Raw genomic sequence first — 18,577 nt, 5'->3', positions numbered from 1 at the left:
TCTCTTATTCCGCGGTCCCAGAGAATGCCTCGGGTTTCAAAAATTTCTTAAAGTCGCTCAGGTTGGTCTCGATGCTGGCATTGTCCAATATCCGTGGCCGCAGGAAAATAACCAGCTCTGATTTATCGAATTCACGTGTTTTCGTGCCAAACAACAGTCCGAATCCCTTGGCATCGTGCAGCCCTGGTAACCCAGCGTCATTTTTACTGGCGGTATCCTGCATCAAGCCCCCGATGACCGCGGTATCACCGCTTGTTACCCTGAGCACGGATTCCATTTCACGGACCTGGATTTCCGGAACCTGTGATGTAACACCTGCTTCCGCGAGGGTAGGGTTGGGATCATTTACAAATCTCAGTATCCGCGTGATGGTAGGACGAATATTGAGGATGACTTCATTATCTGCGGTTATGAACGGTGTTACATTCATGACGAAGCCAACCGGAACTGTTTTTATATTGGTATTAAAGGTTCTGGTTGTCACGCCTTCATCGGTATCAGTGGTTGCATCTATTTCAAAATAAACCGTGTTGTCGGCAACTTTCAGCAACGAAGTCTGATTATTCAGGGCCATGATTTTCGGGCTCGACATAACCGATACATCGCCAAAGGTATCCAGCGCCCTTATCGCGGCGGTAATATCCCGGTCTGAATTGGTGTTGAGGTAAGCGGCCTCCACAACGGGTCCTCCCCCGGATAGCGATCCGAGCGTCGTTGTCGAGCCTAGCAGTTCCTGTCCCACCGTCCAACCATCGCCGACGGCCATTCGCCTCCAGTCGATGCCGGCCTGAAATTCATCGTTGAGGGTAACTTCAACCACCGTGGCTTCGATCAGCACCTGCCGACGCGCGCTGCCCATCACTGAATCAATGAATCGCTGAATATCTTCATGCGCGCTGGAGGTTGTCAGTACCGAAATGGTACCGGATTCCCGGTTCGAGATAACCGTGCCCTCCACGTCGCCGCTATTGGCCAGCAAACCGATATTCGCCTCCAGAGTTTGCCAGAAATCGTTATTGGATTCATTACTGACCGAGGTGGACGAATCACCAGTGCTGCCGGTGTCTTCGTCGCCAGCAGCTAATGCTGTCTCGATACCAACGCTAGAGGTGGTTACTCGCGACATATTAAGATATTCAATTCGGTAAAGGCGGACAAAGGGTCGATCCTGTTCGACTACCAGGTTCGGGCCGTCGAGATAATAGCGCAACTGAACCTGGCGCGAGATCCGCTTCAATATCTGGGGCAAGGTCTGGTCGATGGCATTGATGCTGACACGGCCATCGATCGCGGGATCGATATCAAGATTCAGTCGGGCATCGCGAGCCAGCGCAAACAGCAATTCATTCGCCGGTAAATCGGTCGCAACGACGGTGTAGGTTTGCATGGGTTCCGCAGGCTCAGGCGCCGCTATGATTGGTACCTGCTCGACCACTGGAGGTATTCCAGGGGCGGCCTGCTCAACTGCCGGAGGCGGCGTATCGACGTGGCTATCCACGACCTTGAGGCGTTCGTCTCTGTCTTCCATGAGACTCGCACAGGCTACCAGGTTTACGAGAGCAAGTAACAATACAATTTTTTTCATCGTTTTATTCCAGTTATATTACGGACTGCTACAGCAAGGCTTTCTGCATCCGGTAAACCGAATGCAGGTAAGGCGAATTTTTCTTTACCGAATCGGGCAGACGTTCCAGTTGATTCCTGCCCAGGGATAGAGAATTAAACTCGCTATAAAAAACCCGATAGATGCTTCTGGTATCGGTGTTTACCTCGTACAAATACGTTTGCGACAAATCCAGCGGCCATTCATTACGTAAATAATAGACCAGTTCTCGCGCGGCGGATTTACTGCGCATCAGGACCTGGATCGACACGTTATCCCGGTTTGCGTTCACCAGCCAGTCACGGCTCTCACGCAACTTTGCATTTAGCCACTGATCGTAATCCGCGGTCAAGCCCAGATCACTGCTGCTATCAGTCACGAGCGCATCGCTCGAGGCGGCCTGATCAAGCGCACTCTGCAGGACTTCGTCTTCTACAACCGGTACCGGTGCAGCTTCAACCGGTTCCTTTTCCGTCGCCTGCAGCACGGCCACATCGACCTTTGTAATCTTTTTTTCGGACGGCTGATCCGATACTGCAGCTTCCTGCACCAACGGGTCTGGTGTCTGTATGCTCTCCTGGGTCACCGTTTCGGCCGGTGTTGCATCCGTGCTCAATACGGGCTCTGTAGCAACCTTAACCGGTGCATCACTAGAGTCGGCTTCAGCGCTCCCATCCGTTTTTAACGTCGCATCAGTTTCTAATGCCCGGGGCGCAATATCTGTGACCGGATTGTCAATTTCTGCAGCATTTTCCGATTTGGGCATCTGATCCGAGGCCTGGGTCGAAGTCCACAAATCCGAAACCTGGATCGAGGTCCATTGTGACCGGGTCTGGTAAAGTGCCACGGCCAGCGCAATGACGACCAGAATGCCGAGCCACCACAAAGCGCGGGATCTGCGCGGCACCTTCGGATTAAAAGTGCTATCGTTAACGGCCGCGGTTACGTGCTTGGCGCTGAGGTTGTGGGTACCCTCTGCAAACGCCGACAGCAGGATTTTGTCGGCAATGATATTGATGCGGCGTAATAGTCCATTCGAATGTTGCTCGACCTTCTTCGCGACCGTGGGATTAATCAATTCTGGGCCGGTGTAACCCACCTCCCGCATGCGGAAATTCAGGTAATTATGTATTTCATCCTGCGTCAATGGCTCAAGATCAAAACTGTGCGTAATCCGTTCACGTAATTGTCGAATCGACTGTTGTGCCAGGTTGTGATCCAGTTCAGGTTGCCCGAACAGGACGATTTGCAGCAGCTTGTTTTGATCCGTCTCGAGATTTGACAACAGCCGGATTTCCTCGAGCGTATCGAGCGGCATGCCCTGCGCCTCCTCGATGAACAGGACCACCTGCTTGTTTTCCATGTGCCGCTGCAGCAGGTAATCCTGCAACAGATGCATGACTTCATGCTTGGAATCATCCTTGGTCACCGGCAGCGCCAACTCGTGTGCGATGACAAACAGAATATCCTCAGGCGATACACTCGGATTGGCGATGTAGACGATTTCTATCGTGTCCGGTAACTTGAGCTGCAGCATTCGACACAGCATGGTCTTGCCGCTGCCGACTTCACCGACAACCTTGATGATGCCTTCACCGCGATGAATTGCGTATACCAGCGCGGCGAGAATATCGCCACGTTTGCCGCCTTCGTAGAATAAGCTGGTGTCCGGAGTAATTTTAAACGGCGGACGTTCGAGGCCGAAATAGTCTTCGTACATGATCTATTCCTTGACCTCGAGCCGGTCCATGCGGCCATACAGGGTCGTCCGGTTGATGCCCAGCATTTCAGCCGCCTTGCTGACATTGCCATCGTGCTTGTGCATCGCCAGATCGATCACTTCTTTTTCAACCGCCTTGAGCAATTGATCAAGCTGAAAACCGCTGTCGTGCAAGGCATTATTAAGCCAGTCTTCGTTGCTAGACGAACCGTTGTGTCGCTGTAGTCCTGACATTTCCCTCTTCAGCACCTCAGGTTTTATGGTCTGTCCTGGATACTTCGCTGAAAGCCTGATTATTATGTTGCGCAATTCTCGCACATTTCCCGGAAATGTATAATCATTCCAAAGCCTTAGTGCATCTTCATCGAGCTGAAATGCAGCCACTTCTTCAGCGACCTGCTGCATGAAGTAAAACAGTAATTCATTCTTGTCGCCGTTGCGTTCTTTAAGCGAGGGCACGCGTAGGGTCAGAACACTGAGGCGATGGTATAAATCTTCACGGAACTGGTTACTCTTGATGGCCGAAAAAATATCCTTGTTAGTGGCCGCCAGAACCCGTGCCGAGGAGTGTCGCGGCTGGGTTTCGCCAAGCCGATAGTACTCGCCATTTTCAAGTACACGCAGTAGCTTGGCCTGCAGATCCAGCGGCAGGTCGGCCACTTCGTCAAGCAATAAAGTCCCCGAGCCAGCCTCTGCAAAAAATCCGTTCTTGGTGTCGGTGGCCCCCGTAAATGCACCCTTGACGTGCCCAAACAGCTGCGACTCGAGTAATTCACCGTTGAAGGCGGCGCAATTCAGGGTCATGAAGGGTGCCTGGTTGCGCGAACTGCAGCGATGTAGATTGCGCGCGGCCACTTCCTTGCCACTTCCAGACTCACCTTCGATCAGCACCGGGTAGGGTGAATCTGCCAGCTGGCGAATTTGCATACGCAGCAGTTCGATTTCTTCGCTGGAACCGACAATGCCTTCGATATCATCGTGCCCTGAATCGGCGCCACCGCCGGCGATGATCTGGCGTTTCAGGCGCACCCTGATTTCAGCGATATCACAGGGCTTGGCGATAAAATCGACAGCACCGTCGGCCTTGGCCTGAAACAGGTGTTTCTTGTTGTCCTGTCCGGACAGGACCAGGATACGGGTGGACGGATGCAACTGCGATATCTTTCTGATTACCGCCAGACCTTCATCGGGACGATGCGTATTGGGCGGTAGCCCGAGGTCGACCAGTGCCAGCGTCGGCGAGTCAGTCATCTGGCTCATCAACTGGAAGCTGGAGGCTCGATCTGAAGCGCGCTCGATTTCATATTCTTCACTGAGCACATACTCGAGACTGTCGGCGATAATTGCATCATCGTCGACCAGTAACAGTGTTGGTTTCTTTTCACTGTCCAGCGGCATTCGAAGTAACCCAGCGTTTAATCAATCAAGTATAGTGTCTATATTTCAACAACTCAAATCATACTTTAATATTGAATTAAAAGTATCTGAAATATAAAAGGAAATTTAAGTTGAACTGCAAGTAAGTGTCGAGTTTATCGACAATAACCGCGCATCTCTGTTAACTGCTTCAAGGTTTCTCATTCGCTTCTCGCTGATAAGCGGATACCACTAGGGCGGATCCTGAGAAACGGTTGCCTGGATTCGACGTTGAACGTAGTCGAGCGAACCATAGATGCCGCTGCTCGCGATCGCGGTTAACTGAAACGTATCGATCGGCGTAGTACCTTCGATATGGGTAGTCTGGCCACATTGGACTTCGATGTTAAAGCCTGCGAATGCAGGATCGGTGAAGCTCGCCGACCCGGCACAGCTGCCATTGACAATTGACTGGTAAATTCCCCATTCAATGCCGCTGCGAGCCGCCTGGGTTGCCCGTGCACCCTGCACCCCGTAAACCAGCGTGGTCTGCTGTACCGCGCGTATATTGGTCATATAGACCACCAGGGCGGCAACGACGACCAGCAGGAATATTGCCGTAATCAGCGAAAAACCGCGCTGCAGAGTTTTCATGGCACGTTCACCACGTGCACCTGGTGCAATAAATTAATCGATTCACCGCTGTCAGTAACGGTGATTTCAATGGTCAGTATACCGCCTCGCTGCGAGGTTCCCGGGCTATAGGTCATACTGCAGCCGCTCAACTGCGATATGACCACACCGCTGGTGCCGCCCACCGGAGGCGTTGGTTGCGCCGCACTAAAGGCGTAGTTACTGTATCGCAGCATCCGATTTGTGGCCGGATCGCAAATATAGCTGGTCGGCCCGTCGATCACGAAAACACGCTGCCCCGGCGACTGCTGCGCAAACTGAAATGCCGGGTTCATGTTGATATGGTGTTCGTCGTCCTCGGTTGCCGGCGTAACAGTCGACAGGGTTAACGTGGTTCCGACGGTGGTAACGATACCCGGATTGTTGTTTAACGCCGCGTCGGTATAAATCCCGGCGGCCGAGGTATTGTAAATTACCAGGCGGCGTCCGGGGGTGAGCACGCCCGGAGTATTGAACAGGCCAAGCAGGTTGAAATCGGTATCACTTGTGGCGAACTCGAGCGTATCGTTGGCGGTAATGAATTCACCGCCCACCTCGTCGCGATAGCGGGCGCCGTCAACCGTATTCACCATTTCGACCGCAAATCCCGCCCCGAAAGGCGCGACACGAACACTGTTCGGCAACGCCCGGCGTACATCACGCGCAATCTGGCGCAGCGCCATTTCACCCTGGTCGACGAGTTGCTGGCGACGCACCTGGTCATCGTAAGCTTCGATTGGCTGGAGAATCAAAAGCCCGGCGCCACCCGCCAGCACCCCGAGCACTACAACTACGACGATCAGTTCAACCAGCGAGAATCCGGATTGAGCGATGGGCCTATGCATCAGTAATCGGTCCGGAAGGCGCTTAACACGATAGTACCCGTTGCCGGATGACTAACACTGACATCAATCTGCATCGCCGCAACCGCATTGAGTACAGCCCCGTTGACAGTAACGCTAACCTGGTAATCGCTCAATGCAGCGATTGGATTATTGTTCTGATCACGCACCTGCGTAGTACCGAGGCTATTGTAATCCTGCACATCATCATAGGTCGGACGGGTTTCACCGGCCTCGGCCCCGCCCGATTCGGCCACCTGTGGATCGTCATATGCCCGCAGCATGATTTCTTCCAGATAGGCTTCGGCAATCGTAGTTGCCTGTTGCTGGATCATCGGATCAGCACTGCCACGAATCATGTTGGCAAATACGCCCAACAATGCGGTGGCAGCGACGCCGATCACGATGATGGTGACGATAATTTCGATCAGGGTGAAAGCAGATTGCCGACGCATCAGTGCTCTATACCCCTGATAACGTCGAGTTCAACGAGGCTTGAAAACGTTGACCGTAAGGAGAACAGGACACGAACTAGAGCACCTCGACCAGGCCGGTGCTGGCGTGCACGCGAAAGCTGTAGGTTGTCGAGCCGTCGCTGACGGTGAAATCCGAAGTTGCCCCTTCGCGTCGGCCACGTGCATCGAACGTGATGTTACCGGCAGTCAACGAAAAACCTGAGGGAATATCGACGTTCTGGTAGTTATTGCCACGATTCGCCGGATTGACAACCGGGTTGGTGAAGTCATTGGCAGTACAGGTCGAAGATTGACGCAGTTGATAACTGCTCGCGGTGGTGATGACGCGCACGTCACAACCGGTACTGAGCGCGAGTTTCTGCGCAAAACGCACCGCGTTCACGGTATCGTCGAAAAATCCTCTTGCAGCGATCAAGTTCTGGTCGGTGAAGCGCCCCAGCGCGACGATACCGAGTATTCCGAGCAATAAAATCACGGTTAACAACTCGACCAGAGAAAATCCTGCATTGTGGTAATTTTTTACTAGACTCATGTGATTCAGGTCACCGTTTCAGGTCCAATTTTGAATAATTTCACAAAATAAATCTGACAGAAATCATTTACTTATAGCATTTATAGCCTATATTACTTTAACTTGGATTATTTGAACTATACTCAAAAAGTCATCAAACATTTTTACTCTACGGTAGGGAGTATAAAACATGTATAAGACACAAAAGGGTTTCACGCTGGTAGAACTGGTCGTCGTTATCGTTCTGCTGGGAATTCTCGGAGTTACTGCCCTGGGTAAGTTCGAAGATTTGTCGGGCGATGCCGCCAATGCCGCCAATAGTGGTGTAGCTGCCGAAATTTCATCGGCCGCGGCAATCAACTATGCAGCCAACATTGTCAACGGCGGTGGCGTGGCCATGACCAGCGCCAACGACGACTGCGCCGAAGCAAGCCTTGCGCCTTTATTTCAATCTGGAGCCTTCCCCACTGGTATCGACAGTGCGGCCGGCGCGGGCGCTTGTGCTGCGGCGGGCGACACTTATACCTGCACCATCACGGATACTGCCGCCCTTGGCGTAGCAGCTACCGCCACAGTGGTGTGCACCGGTCCTTAAGAAGATATTCCTGCCTACACAATAAAAACCCGCGCCAGTCGCGGGTTTTTTGTGTTGGCTGCAAGTCACGTTCCAATCAAATACCTGTAAAGCTGGCCGACAGGCCTCCAGTTTTTACCTGTCTTTTGAACTATTGCACGCCGAGGTGAAAGTGATACCAACTCATAATTCAGCAATCTTGACGAATCGAAGACTTTGAAACTTATCGGTAGCTGGCTCGTATGAGCCTGACTTGTCGTTGTCCTGGTAGTTCAACACGATTGTGAAATAGCTATCGGGTTGATTGAAATTCGAATGGTAAACAACCTGCCTGCGATGCCTCAGGTAATACCAGCCTGGTATCTCTTCTGTGCTCAAATCATGGCCGATTTCACCGACATAGGCGGGCGGCAGTATTTGGTATTCCTTGAGAAAAACGAAGGGGTTGCCGCCATCAAGTTCGTTCAGCTGATGCAGACGATTCTTGGTCGCGTAGGTTGCAAAAACAACCGCAAGCGCGCTATCGATAATCTTCTTGGTCTGCAGCACAGACGCGCGTTCCAGCTCTCTTTCGGTATCGTCGACATAGGAAAAGAATATTACTGTCAAGATCGCAATCAGGATAACCATGATACTGAGCCGAAATAGTATCGCCCCCGGATGGGAGCCGATCGTATTCATCGCCCCGCGAGCTTCGCCACATCCCACATCGGCACGAAGATACCCAGTGCAAGCACCAGCACCAGTCCGCCGATTGCGACATAGATCAATGGTTCAATTTTATCCGACAGGGTTTTGACGTCGTAATCGACTTCTTCTTCATAGAAGTCAGCAATGAAGGTCATCATTTCGTCGAGATTACCGGCTTCTTCACCAACTGCAAACATTTGCATGACCACCGGCGTAAACATGCGAGTCTGATTTGCGGTTCGTGTTAACGCCTCGCCACGCTCGATGCCTTCGCGCATACCGTTGACGTGACCTGAAATATAATCATTTCCGATCGAGCGTGAAATCACACCCATCGCCTGAACAATTGGAACCCCGGCACTATAAGCCATCGCGAAGGAGCGCGCGAAACGTGCCATAAACGAGCGGTGCAGTATTTCGCCAACAACAGGTGCTTTGACGATAAATCTGTGCCATCGGTAGCGTCCATCCGGGGTATTGATGTAATGCTTGAATCCTAAAACTGCGACAATTAACGCGGCGCCGATATACATCCAGTATTCGACGACAAAGTTGGAGGTGTTCAGCAGCAACAGCGTCTGCCAGGGCAATTCGAGTTTGTTTGCCTCGAAAAAACTTGCAAACTTGGGAATCACGAACAAATTAACAATCGCCATCGCAATTGCAATCGCAATTATCACTGTGGTCGGATAACGTAATGCGGTCTTGATATTTTGCGTGATGCGTCGATTACGATCGATATAGTCCGCCATCAATGTAAATGACTCTTCCAGGCGACCGGTATTTTCACCAACCTGGATCATGCTGATGTAAAGATTCGAGAACACCTTGGGATGACGAGCGCATGAAATCGACAGGCTGCGCCCCGATTCGAGTTGTTCAAGGATATCTCGCAAGGATCTTATCAGCAGAGGATTTTCTGCCGATTCAAGGATCCCCGTGATCGCTCGCGTAATCGGAATACCCGCCTTAATTAACGCTCCCATCTGCCGGGTAAACATCAGCAGTTCCTCGATACTGATCTTGTGCAGATCGAAGCGATCCTTAATAACCTCAATGACGTCTATCTGCTCTGTCTTTTCGACGATCGATATCGGGATAATGCCGCGATCCATCAACAGGCCCGCGACGGCGTTGGTGCTCGAGCCTTCGATTTCACCGTCGACCGGTTGCCCGTTGCTATTTCTACCCTTGAACTCGTAAAAAGGCATTAGTCGTTTATATCCCGCACCGGAGGATGATCGAGCACATCATCAGGCACTTCACCGGCCAGGCGCAGCATTTCTTCGATCGTCGTCAGGCCACTAGCAGCGTGAGTATGTGCGACCATGACCAGCGGTTGGTAGCCGGGCGCGCGCTCGGCCGCCTCGACAAAACCCTGCGAATCGTCATGGCGTAGTTTTTCGGCTAACTCCGCATTCATGTCGAGCAGCTCGTAAACACCCATACGTCCCTGGTACCCGGTTTCTCCGCATTGCTTGCAACCGTTGCCTTTCTTATATCGATACTGGTTGATATCAATCAACAGATCATCGCGCAGCCAACCGGCCTCGAACTCGGTCGGGGAATAGTCTTCACTACAGCTTGGGCAAACCTTACGCACCAGGCGCTGGGCAATGATGGTACGCAACGTGGAGGCGAGTAAATAACCCTCGACACCCATATCCATGAGGCGAGTTGCTGTCGATATGGTGTCATTGGTGTGCAGTGTCGACAGCACCAGGTGCCCTGTCATCGCCGCGCTAACACCAATTTCGACGGTCTCGGCATCGCGCATTTCACCTACCATGATGATGTCCGGATCCTGGCGCAAGGCGGAACGCAGTACGCTGGCAAAGCTTAAGCCGATGCGCGGATTAACCTGCACCTGGCTGATGCGATCGAGACGATACTCGACTGGGTCTTCAACCGTGACAATTTTCGACTCTTTTACGTTTAATTCCGAAAGCGCAGCGTAGAGCGTGGTGGTTTTACCACTTCCGGTAGGCCCGGTAACCAGAACCATGCCGTTGGGCAAATGGAAATTTTTTCGAAATCGGTGCAGCAATTCCGGCGGCATACCCAGTTGTTCCAGATCAAGCGCACCGCTGGTCTGATCTAGCAGGCGCATGACCACCGATTCGCCGTATTGCACCGGCATGGTCGACAATCGCACATCGATATCGCGATGGTTGACTAATACGTGAAAGCGACCGTCCTGCGGCAGCCTTTTTTCAGAGATATTCAGCCCGCACATGAGTTTCAAGCGCACCACTACCGCCGGCGCGATCTGGGTTTCCTGCATGACTTGCTCGTAAAGCACGCCATCGATTCGCTGACGTACTCGAATCACATGCTGGTCGGGTTCGATATGGATATCCGAAGCCCCAACCTGAACCGCATCTTCGAAAATTGATTGCAACAGTTTCGCAACTGGTGCATCGACCATTTCGGACTGCAACATTTCATTGAGATCAGTAGCCGATTCGGTGAGATCCTGTCCGAGCTCGGATGCCAGTGCGCTGATTTCTTCGGTGCGTCGATAAACCAGGTCAAAGTTTTCTAGTAGCGCGGACTCGCGCACGATCGCCTGACTCACCGGTTTTTTCAATTTGGACTGAATTTCATCAAGCGCGTAAATATCGGTGGGATCCGCCATTCCACCAGGTAATCGCGATCACGATCTTCGATTACAAGCGCTCGGTAGCGTCTCGCAATCGACTCCGGCAACAGCTTGGCAACGTCGTTATTGTAGTTGTAGTTATTGATATCGATTAACGGAATACTCAATTGGCTGGCCAGCAGATTGAGCAGGCTGTCTTCATCGATCATGCCCAGCTCTACTAGAGTGCCACCGAGTTTTCGACCCAGTTTCTTTTGCTCGCTAAGCGCGTGCTGCAACTGCTGCTCGGTGATCAGCCCTTTATCAACGAGCAGATCACCCAGCCTGATTTTTTTGGTGAACGCCATTAATTCAACACCTGCGCTAGCGTGCGACGTTTCTTGTCAACAAATGCCTGCAGGCGAGCATTCAAATTACCCAGTTTCGCGGCACGTTGGTAAGAGTTCAGCGCGTCTTCAAACGCTGCAGTGTGCTCCTGGGAAATGCCGAGTCCGATCCAGTTTTTGGCATTGGTCACATCCTGCTCGAGCGCGAGTTGGTAATGCCTGATCGCATTTTGATGCTCGTCAAGGCGCTGATAACTGGCCGCCAACAGCGACTGTTGATTTGCGTCCACCGGATCCTCGGTGGCAAACAGCTGGACCACCGCGGTGTAAGCTGCTGATTGGTATAGCGACCGAGCGTACTCGGTTTTAAACAGTGTATCGTCGGGATACTTCGCCATCGAATCGCGTATCAGGCGCCGAAATCGATCGCTCCGATTCTGGCTGTTGTAAAGTGCGAGCAAATGCTGGCGGGCCGCGTAGTCCTCGCTACCACCCAGTAGTTCCTGCAATATCGCCTGGGCCTTCGCAAACCGACGTTTGTTGATTAATTCGAGCGCATAGCCGAGTTGATTGATCGATTTTGCATTCGGATTGGTCGATTTTATATCAAGACTAACAACGGCTGACTCCTCGGGGGCGAGGGATTGTCGCGACTCTGGTTCGACTTCGTCCACAGCTGTTTGGTTTGCTTCAAGTTCTACTGTTTCCAAAACCCGCTTCGTATCGATCGTGGCAGGTTCATCGACGGCAACATTTTTAACCGCGGTATCGATCACCACCGGCTCAGCAGGCTTACGCAAATTAATGACCCAGTTCGGTTCGCCGTTAACCAGGCTCTGGCGAGTTTCGACCAGGATATCCTCTGCGGTCTGAAAACTGACGTCTACCCCTGAATCAGAGGAAGTGATAACGAGTTTCCGGATCCAGCGGTTATCGCTTATCACCGGTGCCAATATCTGGCTTTCGATATCACGCAAATGGTAACTAAACCTATTTTCGCCACGCTCCTTCAGGAACGCTACTACCTTGTCGCGCAACGCGAACTCCATACGCATATCGTCTTCGGATTCGCGGATCTGCAAACCGATAATCTGATTACCGATCATTTGATCCGTGACCACGACTTCCTTGATTTCTGGTTCCGTCACCGGCTGTTCAGCGACTGATGGGGCCGGGCCGGGCATCGCCGTTGACGGAAAAACCTGACTGCCGGTGAAATGATCCAGCAGGTAAATCCCTGCCGCCACCATCAATAGCAATAGCAACAATCCAGCCAATAACAGTGGTTTCAGATCACGCGCCGGGGCGGGCCTGAGTCCGACCGCATCAATTTCGATTGGGGTAAACTGACTTTCCCTGCTTTCAAGATCCTTGAGAACGTTATTAATAACACTCATTGCATCTGGCTGTCGGCAGCGGCGACCTCAATGTGCCTGCCCTTGACGTAGAATTCACCACTGGCGTAGGAAAGCATCAGTGCCTTGTTGCACAAGACGTTGATAACTCTGGGAATTCCGTGGCTGTGTTTGTAAAGCCGACGTTGCGCAGCATTATCAAATAACTCCGGTCCACGATAGCCCGCCGCTTTGATGCGGTGCTGAAGATACGATCGAACTGACGCCTGGTTTAGAGGTTTGAGTTGATAAGAATGCACGATTCTCTGTTTGAGTTGCCGGCTGGTGTTTTGTGCCAACCTGACATCGAGCTCGGGTTGACCGAACATAGCGATTTGTACCAGTTTCCGTTTGCGCGTTTCGAGGTTACTGAGTAATCGAATCGCCTCCAGGCTCTCTTGCGGCATCGATTGCGCTTCATCGAGAATGATGACCGTGCCGCGATGTCGGTGCGCGTTTTCGATTAAATACTCGTTGATACAGGTAAGATAATTGGCCTTGTTCAGTCTATCCGTGATGCCCATTTCGACTAAAATTGCGTGGAACAACGCATTGCAACCCATGTAGGGATTGGGGATGTAAATGGTATCGAAATTTTTCTCTAACGCCTGCAACAATTTTCGACACAGCAGGGTCTTGCCCGTGCCTACCTCGCCGGTCACCTTGATGAATCCATCACCGGATCTGATAGCCACCCGTAAGACGTTGAGTGCTTCCCTGTGGGTAATTGACTGGTAGAAAAATCCGGTATCCGGGGTCAGGTCGAATGGCTTTTCAGCGAGTCCATAGTATTGTTCGTACATTACTCACCTTTCACAGGATTTATATTGATCTGTTGAACGCGCTCAGCGCTTTTTTGAATATAGTTAGTCCAGACCTTGTTATTGTCGACGACAATCGGCCGTAACAGGATTACGAGCTCGCTGCGTCGATTGAGTTTGCGCTTTTGCTTAAATGCCTCGCCGAAAAACGGTATATCGGCAGCACCCGGAACCGCGCCGAGCTCATCGCTGGTAATGTTTTTCATGAGCCCACCGATGACAACCACCTGACCGTTCTGGGCCTTTACGATAGAGTCCGATTCGCGCACCGTGCTTAACGCCAGCGGCAGCTCAAAGGTTTCGCCACCCAGGGTTATGACCTTCAACTGGTCGTCGACCTCGCTAATACTTGGATGGATATGCAATATAACTTCACCCTTCTCGCTAATCTGTGGCGTTACGTCCAGCGCAATTCCCGAGAAAAACGGGGTCAAAGTCAGCTCGGGAGTCGTGGTAGTCCCGCTGGCTGTACTGGTACTGTCGGAGGAAACTTCGGTAACAAAGAATTCGTCTGAGCCCACCTTGATCACCGCCTTTTGATTATTGACCGTGGAGACACGCGGGCTCGACAATACATGTACGTTACCCTGGGTGCTGAGAAAAGTAATCAGCGAGGCAAAGGTGCTCGAAGAACTGCCCACGGCAAACAAATTAGCGTACGGAATATTGCTGACATCGAGGCCGGATGAAATCACCGCGTCGCCAGCCGCATTGAGCAGGGGTGCGCCGGCCTCGTCCGCAAGCACTCGCCCGGTGCCCCTGACTACACCGGCGTTACCGACCGCCAGGTCGCGACTGGACGATATCGCGGCCCAGTCAATACCAGACTGGAAACTGTCGTTGAGATCGACCTCGATCACCTTGGCCTCGAGTATCACCTGGCGCTGCAAGTTATCCTGCGCATTATTGAGATAGGCTTCAACATCACGCAACTCACCCGGCATGGCGCGCACGATGACCAGGCCGGAATGACGATCTACCACGATCGAACGCCCTTCGCCGGCACCGACGATCGAAGTTAGAGTGGACTGCAGTTCAGACCAGAAATCTGCTTTGCTGATGGTATTGATACTGCTTGATTTAAGTGAAGTCGAGCCAGAATTCGAATTATTGTCGCTGCCTCCGTTGTCGTTATCTTTAATCTGACCCGAACTCACGGTCATTAGCGATTCGCCGGCGCGACTGACATTGAGATAGTCGACCGGAAAAATTCGCGATTGAATGCGCGCTGGCAAAACAATATAGCCGGTCTGGTTTTGCTGGTATTCGTAGCCATAAACTTCGCGGGTAAGATTCATGACTTCGCGCACCGTGACATTCTTCAAATCCAGCGAAATTACACCTTCCACGCTCGGGTGCACCACCATGTTGACGCTGGTATCTTTCACCAGGCTCATGAAAAATAAACGCGCCGGAGCATTAGACACCGAGACATCGAATGCGATTTCGAGTTCGATATCCTGATCGAGGCCCGGCACCGCAATACTGCTTCCCGGCACCAGGTCGTCAAGGATTTCATCCGATGGTGATTCCACGTCAGGTATTGCTACCGCGGCAGCTTCGTTTAATGCATCATCGATGCTTTGTCGATTCTGTTGTGCGATTTCCCGGTTTAGTGAGGAGGCACAGGCGCTTAAAAAACCAGCCAGTAAAATAATACTCAAGTGTCGTCTAATCATAAGTCACTCTCGACAGCTTTTCTCTTGATCGCTGTTAAATTGTTGTCTAGACTCAAATTTATCACCTTCCCCTTGCGCACAAGGCGTGCTGTTGCACGGGTCAACTTAACCAGCTCGGCACCCCTGATACGATCTCCGACCGCGAGCATCTGATCATTGATGATCGCGATTTTGCGATCCTTTGCATAAAGGATTGATGTGAGTTGCAGGGGTTTCTGTTTTGGTTTTTCCGCCTTTTCTTTAGAGGTCGTGGGCTTGCCAGCCCATTTGGCTTCGCGAAATTTCTGCAACGCAAATGGTGGGGGTTGCATCGGGTCGCGCAGTTCCTGCGCCGAGGCCAAAGTACCGAAACCAGAAAACGCGGGCGCCATCAAGACAATTAACGTGACATATGTTGCATCAATGCGCGGCATCTAGATCCCAACCCATTCTTTGCGTGTCGACAATGTCGAAATCACTACCTTGACGGTAACATTCGGATATTCGTCGCTTGCAAGTTCAATCTCGTCCCAGAGCAGTTTCCAGTCGAGCGCCTCGAGTTTCTGCATGTACTTGAGAATATCGAGATACTTACCGGCAAATTCGATTTCGAGCACGTGCCGGAAAATACTTACTTCATCGACTTCTTCTTCGTTGATCGGAGGAATCGCAGGTTTGACTTCACGGCGCTTGAGACTTAGCAACTTCAGGCGTGAATCCCGATAAATCAGTTCGTTCATTAACAGGAACATTTTTTCAGGATCGATCAACTCGATTGTGGTTACCTGTAGTTGATCCTCCAACGCGGCTAATTCTTTGCTTAGCTTGAGTATCTGTTTTTCTTTCTCCTGGTAAACTCCTGCTTCGATGGCCTGGCGGGTATTGCGCACAATGGCACGGTTACTTTCAATTTCGCGAGCGATACGTTGATTTTCCGTTTGCAGAGCCTCGACATTCTGCATCATCGGGCTAGCGTAATTAATCCACCATAAAAAGCAGATCACAACAATTATCGAAATCGCAATCAATCCACGCTCGCGCATGGAATATGCGTTAAACTGCTGTGCGTAACGTTTCAGCTTGTCATTCATTGAAGTCACCACTGGTTGCGATTTCAAAATCCACTTTCCAGTCGCTGTCCTTGGCGCGGCTTAGCTGAAACAAATCGAAGCGATTGCCCTGAAATATCTGTTCTTCACCAAAACTATCGAAGTAACTCGGAACCTCCGTGGCACTCAGTGCACTACCTTTGAGCTGAACAAAGTTCTCTGACAGCCTGATCCGGTTAAGCCAGATATTGTCGACTTGCAGGTTCGATAACGCGACCAGGTAATCCGCGAACCCTTCTCCAGAACCAAACCGGTTGGCTTCGACAAATTTTAACACCCGCTTGCGCGCAGAAATCTGGCGTGCAGTACCTTCGATTTTCTGATCGAGCCGTTTGTCTTCAAGCAGTTCGGCAAGCTCGGAATTAACCACTGCGACTTCAACCGCGACGCTGTCCCGGTCTGCTTTGAGCGCCAGGTTACGCTGCTCAGTCTGACCCAGCTCGAAGCTCAACACGAGACTCCAAATCAGGCCAGCGGCTAGCACGATCAACAATGTTGCCGCTACCTGGGTCGCCGAAATCCAGAGTTTTTTCTCCCTGAATCGTTCCTGGTAAAGATTGATTTGCTGAACGATCACAGGCTTAAATCCCTCAGGGCTGCACAGTAAGCATGAAAGCACTGCTGTTCGAGTACAGGCCTTTCTTTAACCTCACCGGAAGTGTGCCCGTCATTTATCGCTCCATTGTGAGCACTATTGAAGCTCAAAAAGTCGATATCGAGGTTGGAAAAATTCTGCAGATACATCGCCATTTTTTCGGTCACGTCAAGCTGCGGGAATATGCGCAAACTGGTGACGTTGCCCATACCGTAAAAACTTTCGAAGTAATCCAGCGAGCGCTGTATTTCGAGCAACAATGCATCGAAAATGCCTTGGTCGTCACTGGAAGCCTGTGCTAGCTGATCGATACCGATCATGAACTCGCGTGACACGTATAAATCGGTGTCGTGGTAGACGCTGAGTAATCCCTTGTCGGAGGTCAGCGTCAGCAGCGTCAGGCTTTCTCCGGTGCTTTTTTGTACTGCCTCAAGATTGGAACGCACCAGTTCATGAACATCGAGTGCTTCCAGCTCGAGGGAGGTAGCCTTGATACTTTCGACATAGCTACTGACAACGTTTTCCCGGGCGGCAACCACCCCCACCTGCTGCTGTTTTTTTTTGCTCGAAGCCGGCATGGGATAACTGTCGATTACCGCATTGGTGACGTCATAGTTGATAAGGTCTTTAATTTTCCAGGACACCGCCTGAATCATCTCGGAATCATCGACTTCGGGTCTCTCTACCTGGTATATATCGCAGTCATCGTCAGCAACCAGGCAAACACAGGGCGTTTTTTGCAGGTTGTTGTCGCTCACCCATTGCTTCAGAGCCTGAACCTGGGCCTGGGTCCCAGCAGCCGCGATGAATTCACTGCGAATGACGGCACCCGGATCCTTCTTCCCGGTGTGCACCTGGGTGACTGCTACTCCAGTCGGCAGAAAATCAACGCCGATTTGAGACTCTTTTTGTGCAGCGGAAAACAGACCCACTTTTTACTCCAAGTGTTATCACTATTACCTAATGCTGACCAGGCAAGCGGACACGATCACCGGCTGCCTTCGAGCAAATCACCTTGCGTTGCATAGCACGCAAGGTGATGACTCCATTCCGACTCGAATTTAGTCTAGAGTTTCCTTCAGAAAATTGACCTAACTTATTGTCATTGCTAGAAATATTAGATCATAGTGGGGTTTATTCAAGTTATTAGCTAAAATAATTCCCGGTATGCTGAACATCGTTCTTTTTGAGCCTGAAATCCCGCCTAATACAGGCAATATCATGCGCCTGGCGGCAAATACCGGATTCAGCTTACATTTGATCGAGCCCCTGGGATTTGAACTTGACGATAAACAGTTGCGTCGTGCCGGTCTCGACTATCTCGAATGGGCCGATACCGAGCGTCACGAAAGTTACACAGCGTTTATAAATAACTGTGAATTCAATAATTTATATGCATTCACGACCCGCGCCAGCAGAATTTATAGCGAGGCCACATTCAGCCCCGGGGACGCACTGTTATTTGGTCCGGAAAGTCGTGGGTTGCCACTCGAAATTCTCGAGTCACTTAATGGTGACAATAAACTTCTGATCCCGATGGTGTCGACTTCCCGCAGTTTGAACCTGTCCAATACGGTTTCGATCGCGGTTTACGAAGCCTGGCGACAAATGGATTTTAAGCGTTAGCG

Annotated in this window: 17 protein-coding genes and 2 pseudogenes; 2 read left to right on the top strand and 17 right to left on the bottom strand. The window is 51.3% G+C overall.

Annotated features, from left to right (window positions below; translation table 11 throughout):
• Positions 1-4 precede the first annotated feature (4 nt).
• The 7 genes from mshL (OES20_00420) to OES20_00390 all read right to left on the bottom strand — a co-directional run bounded on the left by mshL (OES20_00420) (position 5) and on the right by OES20_00390 (position 7,201).
• The gene (mshL, locus tag OES20_00420) at positions 5-1,585 is read right to left on the bottom strand and encodes a pilus (MSHA type) biogenesis protein MshL (protein MDH3633143.1); all 1,581 of its coding nucleotides are present in this window, start codon (positions 1,583-1,585) and stop codon (positions 5-7) included.
• Between the two features lie 28 nt (positions 1,586-1,613).
• On the bottom strand, positions 1,614-3,323 hold the full coding sequence (locus OES20_00415; GenBank protein MDH3633142.1) for an AAA family ATPase: 1,710 nt from the start codon (positions 3,321-3,323) through the stop codon (positions 1,614-1,616).
• A 3-nt stretch (positions 3,324-3,326) separates the two neighbouring features.
• The gene (locus tag OES20_00410; protein MDH3633141.1) at positions 3,327-4,721 is read right to left on the bottom strand and encodes a sigma-54 dependent transcriptional regulator; all 1,395 of its coding nucleotides are present in this window, start codon (positions 4,719-4,721) and stop codon (positions 3,327-3,329) included.
• Positions 4,722-4,931: 210 nt separating this feature from the next.
• Positions 4,932-5,333, bottom strand: a complete 402-nt coding sequence (locus tag OES20_00405) for a pilus assembly protein MshP (GenBank protein ID MDH3633140.1) — start codon at positions 5,331-5,333, stop codon at positions 4,932-4,934.
• Complete coding sequence (locus OES20_00400) at positions 5,330-6,196, bottom strand: prepilin-type N-terminal cleavage/methylation domain-containing protein (protein MDH3633139.1); 867 nt, start codon at positions 6,194-6,196, stop codon at positions 5,330-5,332. Before OES20_00400 ends, OES20_00405 begins: the two co-directional genes overlap by 4 nt.
• A complete protein-coding gene (locus OES20_00395) occupies positions 6,196-6,648 on the bottom strand; it encodes a prepilin-type N-terminal cleavage/methylation domain-containing protein (GenBank protein ID MDH3633138.1) in 453 nt (150 codons plus the stop codon). Before OES20_00395 ends, OES20_00400 begins: the two co-directional genes overlap by 1 nt.
• A gap of 76 nt (positions 6,649-6,724) precedes the next feature.
• A complete protein-coding gene (locus OES20_00390) occupies positions 6,725-7,201 on the bottom strand; it encodes a prepilin-type N-terminal cleavage/methylation domain-containing protein (GenBank protein MDH3633137.1) in 477 nt (158 codons plus the stop codon).
• 169 nt (positions 7,202-7,370) lie between these two features.
• On the opposite strand from OES20_00390, the pseudogene OES20_00385 reads away from it, so the two are divergent.
• Positions 7,371-7,484 (top strand): annotated as a pseudogene (locus OES20_00385) (prepilin-type N-terminal cleavage/methylation domain-containing protein).
• 453 nt (positions 7,485-7,937) lie between these two features.
• Here the strand turns inward: OES20_00385 and OES20_00380 are convergent.
• The 10 genes and pseudogenes from OES20_00380 to OES20_00335 form a co-directional block, all read right to left on the bottom strand.
• Positions 7,938-8,435: a hypothetical protein gene (locus OES20_00380; GenBank protein MDH3633136.1), complete on the bottom strand. Its 498-nt coding sequence runs from the start codon at positions 8,433-8,435 to the stop codon at positions 7,938-7,940.
• Complete coding sequence (locus OES20_00375; GenBank protein ID MDH3633135.1) at positions 8,432-9,655, bottom strand: type II secretion system F family protein; 1,224 nt, start codon at positions 9,653-9,655, stop codon at positions 8,432-8,434. The genes OES20_00380 and OES20_00375 overlap by 4 nt, the downstream gene beginning before the upstream one ends.
• Positions 9,655-11,393: pseudogene (locus OES20_00370) on the bottom strand (ATPase, T2SS/T4P/T4SS family). Before OES20_00370 ends, OES20_00375 begins: the two are co-directional and overlap by 1 nt.
• Positions 11,393-12,769, bottom strand: a complete 1,377-nt coding sequence (locus tag OES20_00365; GenBank protein MDH3633134.1) for a hypothetical protein — start codon at positions 12,767-12,769, stop codon at positions 11,393-11,395. Before OES20_00365 ends, OES20_00370 begins: the two are co-directional and overlap by 1 nt.
• Positions 12,766-13,569 carry an AAA family ATPase gene (locus tag OES20_00360; protein MDH3633133.1) on the bottom strand — a complete coding sequence of 268 codons (804 nt, stop codon included), beginning with the start codon at positions 13,567-13,569 and terminating at the stop codon, positions 12,766-12,768. The genes OES20_00365 and OES20_00360 overlap by 4 nt, the downstream gene beginning before the upstream one ends.
• On the bottom strand, positions 13,569-15,266 hold the full coding sequence (gene mshL / locus OES20_00355) for a pilus (MSHA type) biogenesis protein MshL (protein ID MDH3633132.1): 1,698 nt from the start codon (positions 15,264-15,266) through the stop codon (positions 13,569-13,571). Before mshL (OES20_00355) ends, OES20_00360 begins: the two co-directional genes overlap by 1 nt.
• Positions 15,263-15,679 carry a hypothetical protein gene (locus OES20_00350; GenBank protein ID MDH3633131.1) on the bottom strand — a complete coding sequence of 139 codons (417 nt, stop codon included), beginning with the start codon at positions 15,677-15,679 and terminating at the stop codon, positions 15,263-15,265. The genes mshL (OES20_00355) and OES20_00350 overlap by 4 nt, the downstream gene beginning before the upstream one ends.
• Entirely contained in the window at positions 15,680-16,336 is a 657-nt protein-coding gene (locus OES20_00345; protein MDH3633130.1) for a hypothetical protein, read from the bottom strand.
• Positions 16,329-16,931 (bottom strand): PilN domain-containing protein, encoded by a 603-nt coding sequence (locus OES20_00340; protein ID MDH3633129.1) that lies wholly within the window; start codon positions 16,929-16,931, stop codon positions 16,329-16,331. The genes OES20_00345 and OES20_00340 overlap by 8 nt, the downstream gene beginning before the upstream one ends.
• The gene (locus tag OES20_00335) at positions 16,928-17,881 is read right to left on the bottom strand and encodes a hypothetical protein (protein MDH3633128.1); all 954 of its coding nucleotides are present in this window, start codon (positions 17,879-17,881) and stop codon (positions 16,928-16,930) included. Before OES20_00335 ends, OES20_00340 begins: the two co-directional genes overlap by 4 nt.
• Positions 17,882-18,116: 235 nt before the next feature.
• Here OES20_00335 and OES20_00330 point away from each other — a divergent pair, with 235 nt between their 5' ends.
• Complete coding sequence (locus OES20_00330) at positions 18,117-18,575, top strand: tRNA (cytidine(34)-2'-O)-methyltransferase (GenBank protein ID MDH3633127.1); 459 nt, start codon at positions 18,117-18,119, stop codon at positions 18,573-18,575.
• Positions 18,576-18,577 lie beyond the last annotated feature (2 nt).

It is taken from the genome of Gammaproteobacteria bacterium, assembly GCA_029862005.1.
GTDB lineage: Bacteria > Pseudomonadota > Gammaproteobacteria.
Note: the sequence above shows the minus strand (reverse complement) of the source record. Positions and strands in the feature narration are given on the sequence as shown.

What these genes read in the sequence shown, in the direction of transcription:
- OES20_00410 (MDH3633141.1), bottom strand. Translation starts at nt 4,721, where the DNA reads ATGCCGCTGGACAGTGAAAAGAAACCAACACTGTTACTGGTCGACGAT.
- OES20_00380 (MDH3633136.1), bottom strand. Translation starts at nt 8,435, where the DNA reads ATGAATACGATCGGCTCCCATCCGGGGGCGATACTATTTCGGCTCAGT.
- OES20_00360 (MDH3633133.1), bottom strand. Translation starts at nt 13,569, where the DNA reads ATGTACGAACAATACTATGGACTCGCTGAAAAGCCATTCGACCTGACC.
- mshL (MDH3633143.1), bottom strand. Translation starts at nt 1,585, where the DNA reads ATGAAAAAAATTGTATTGTTACTTGCTCTCGTAAACCTGGTAGCCTGT.
- OES20_00415 (MDH3633142.1), bottom strand. Translation starts at nt 3,323, where the DNA reads ATGTACGAAGACTATTTCGGCCTCGAACGTCCGCCGTTTAAAATTACT.
- OES20_00345 (MDH3633130.1), bottom strand. Translation starts at nt 16,336, where the DNA reads ATGAATGACAAGCTGAAACGTTACGCACAGCAGTTTAACGCATATTCC.
- OES20_00330 (MDH3633127.1), top strand. Translation starts at nt 18,117, where the DNA reads ATGCTGAACATCGTTCTTTTTGAGCCTGAAATCCCGCCTAATACAGGC.
- mshL (MDH3633132.1), bottom strand. Translation starts at nt 15,266, where the DNA reads ATGATTAGACGACACTTGAGTATTATTTTACTGGCTGGTTTTTTAAGC.
- OES20_00365 (MDH3633134.1), bottom strand. Translation starts at nt 12,769, where the DNA reads ATGAGTGTTATTAATAACGTTCTCAAGGATCTTGAAAGCAGGGAAAGT.
- OES20_00375 (MDH3633135.1), bottom strand. Translation starts at nt 9,655, where the DNA reads ATGCCTTTTTACGAGTTCAAGGGTAGAAATAGCAACGGGCAACCGGTC.
- OES20_00350 (MDH3633131.1), bottom strand. Translation starts at nt 15,679, where the DNA reads ATGCCGCGCATTGATGCAACATATGTCACGTTAATTGTCTTGATGGCG.
- OES20_00390 (MDH3633137.1), bottom strand. Translation starts at nt 7,201, where the DNA reads ATGAGTCTAGTAAAAAATTACCACAATGCAGGATTTTCTCTGGTCGAG.
- OES20_00395 (MDH3633138.1), bottom strand. Translation starts at nt 6,648, where the DNA reads ATGCGTCGGCAATCTGCTTTCACCCTGATCGAAATTATCGTCACCATC.
- OES20_00405 (MDH3633140.1), bottom strand. Translation starts at nt 5,333, where the DNA reads ATGAAAACTCTGCAGCGCGGTTTTTCGCTGATTACGGCAATATTCCTG.
- OES20_00400 (MDH3633139.1), bottom strand. Translation starts at nt 6,196, where the DNA reads ATGCATAGGCCCATCGCTCAATCCGGATTCTCGCTGGTTGAACTGATC.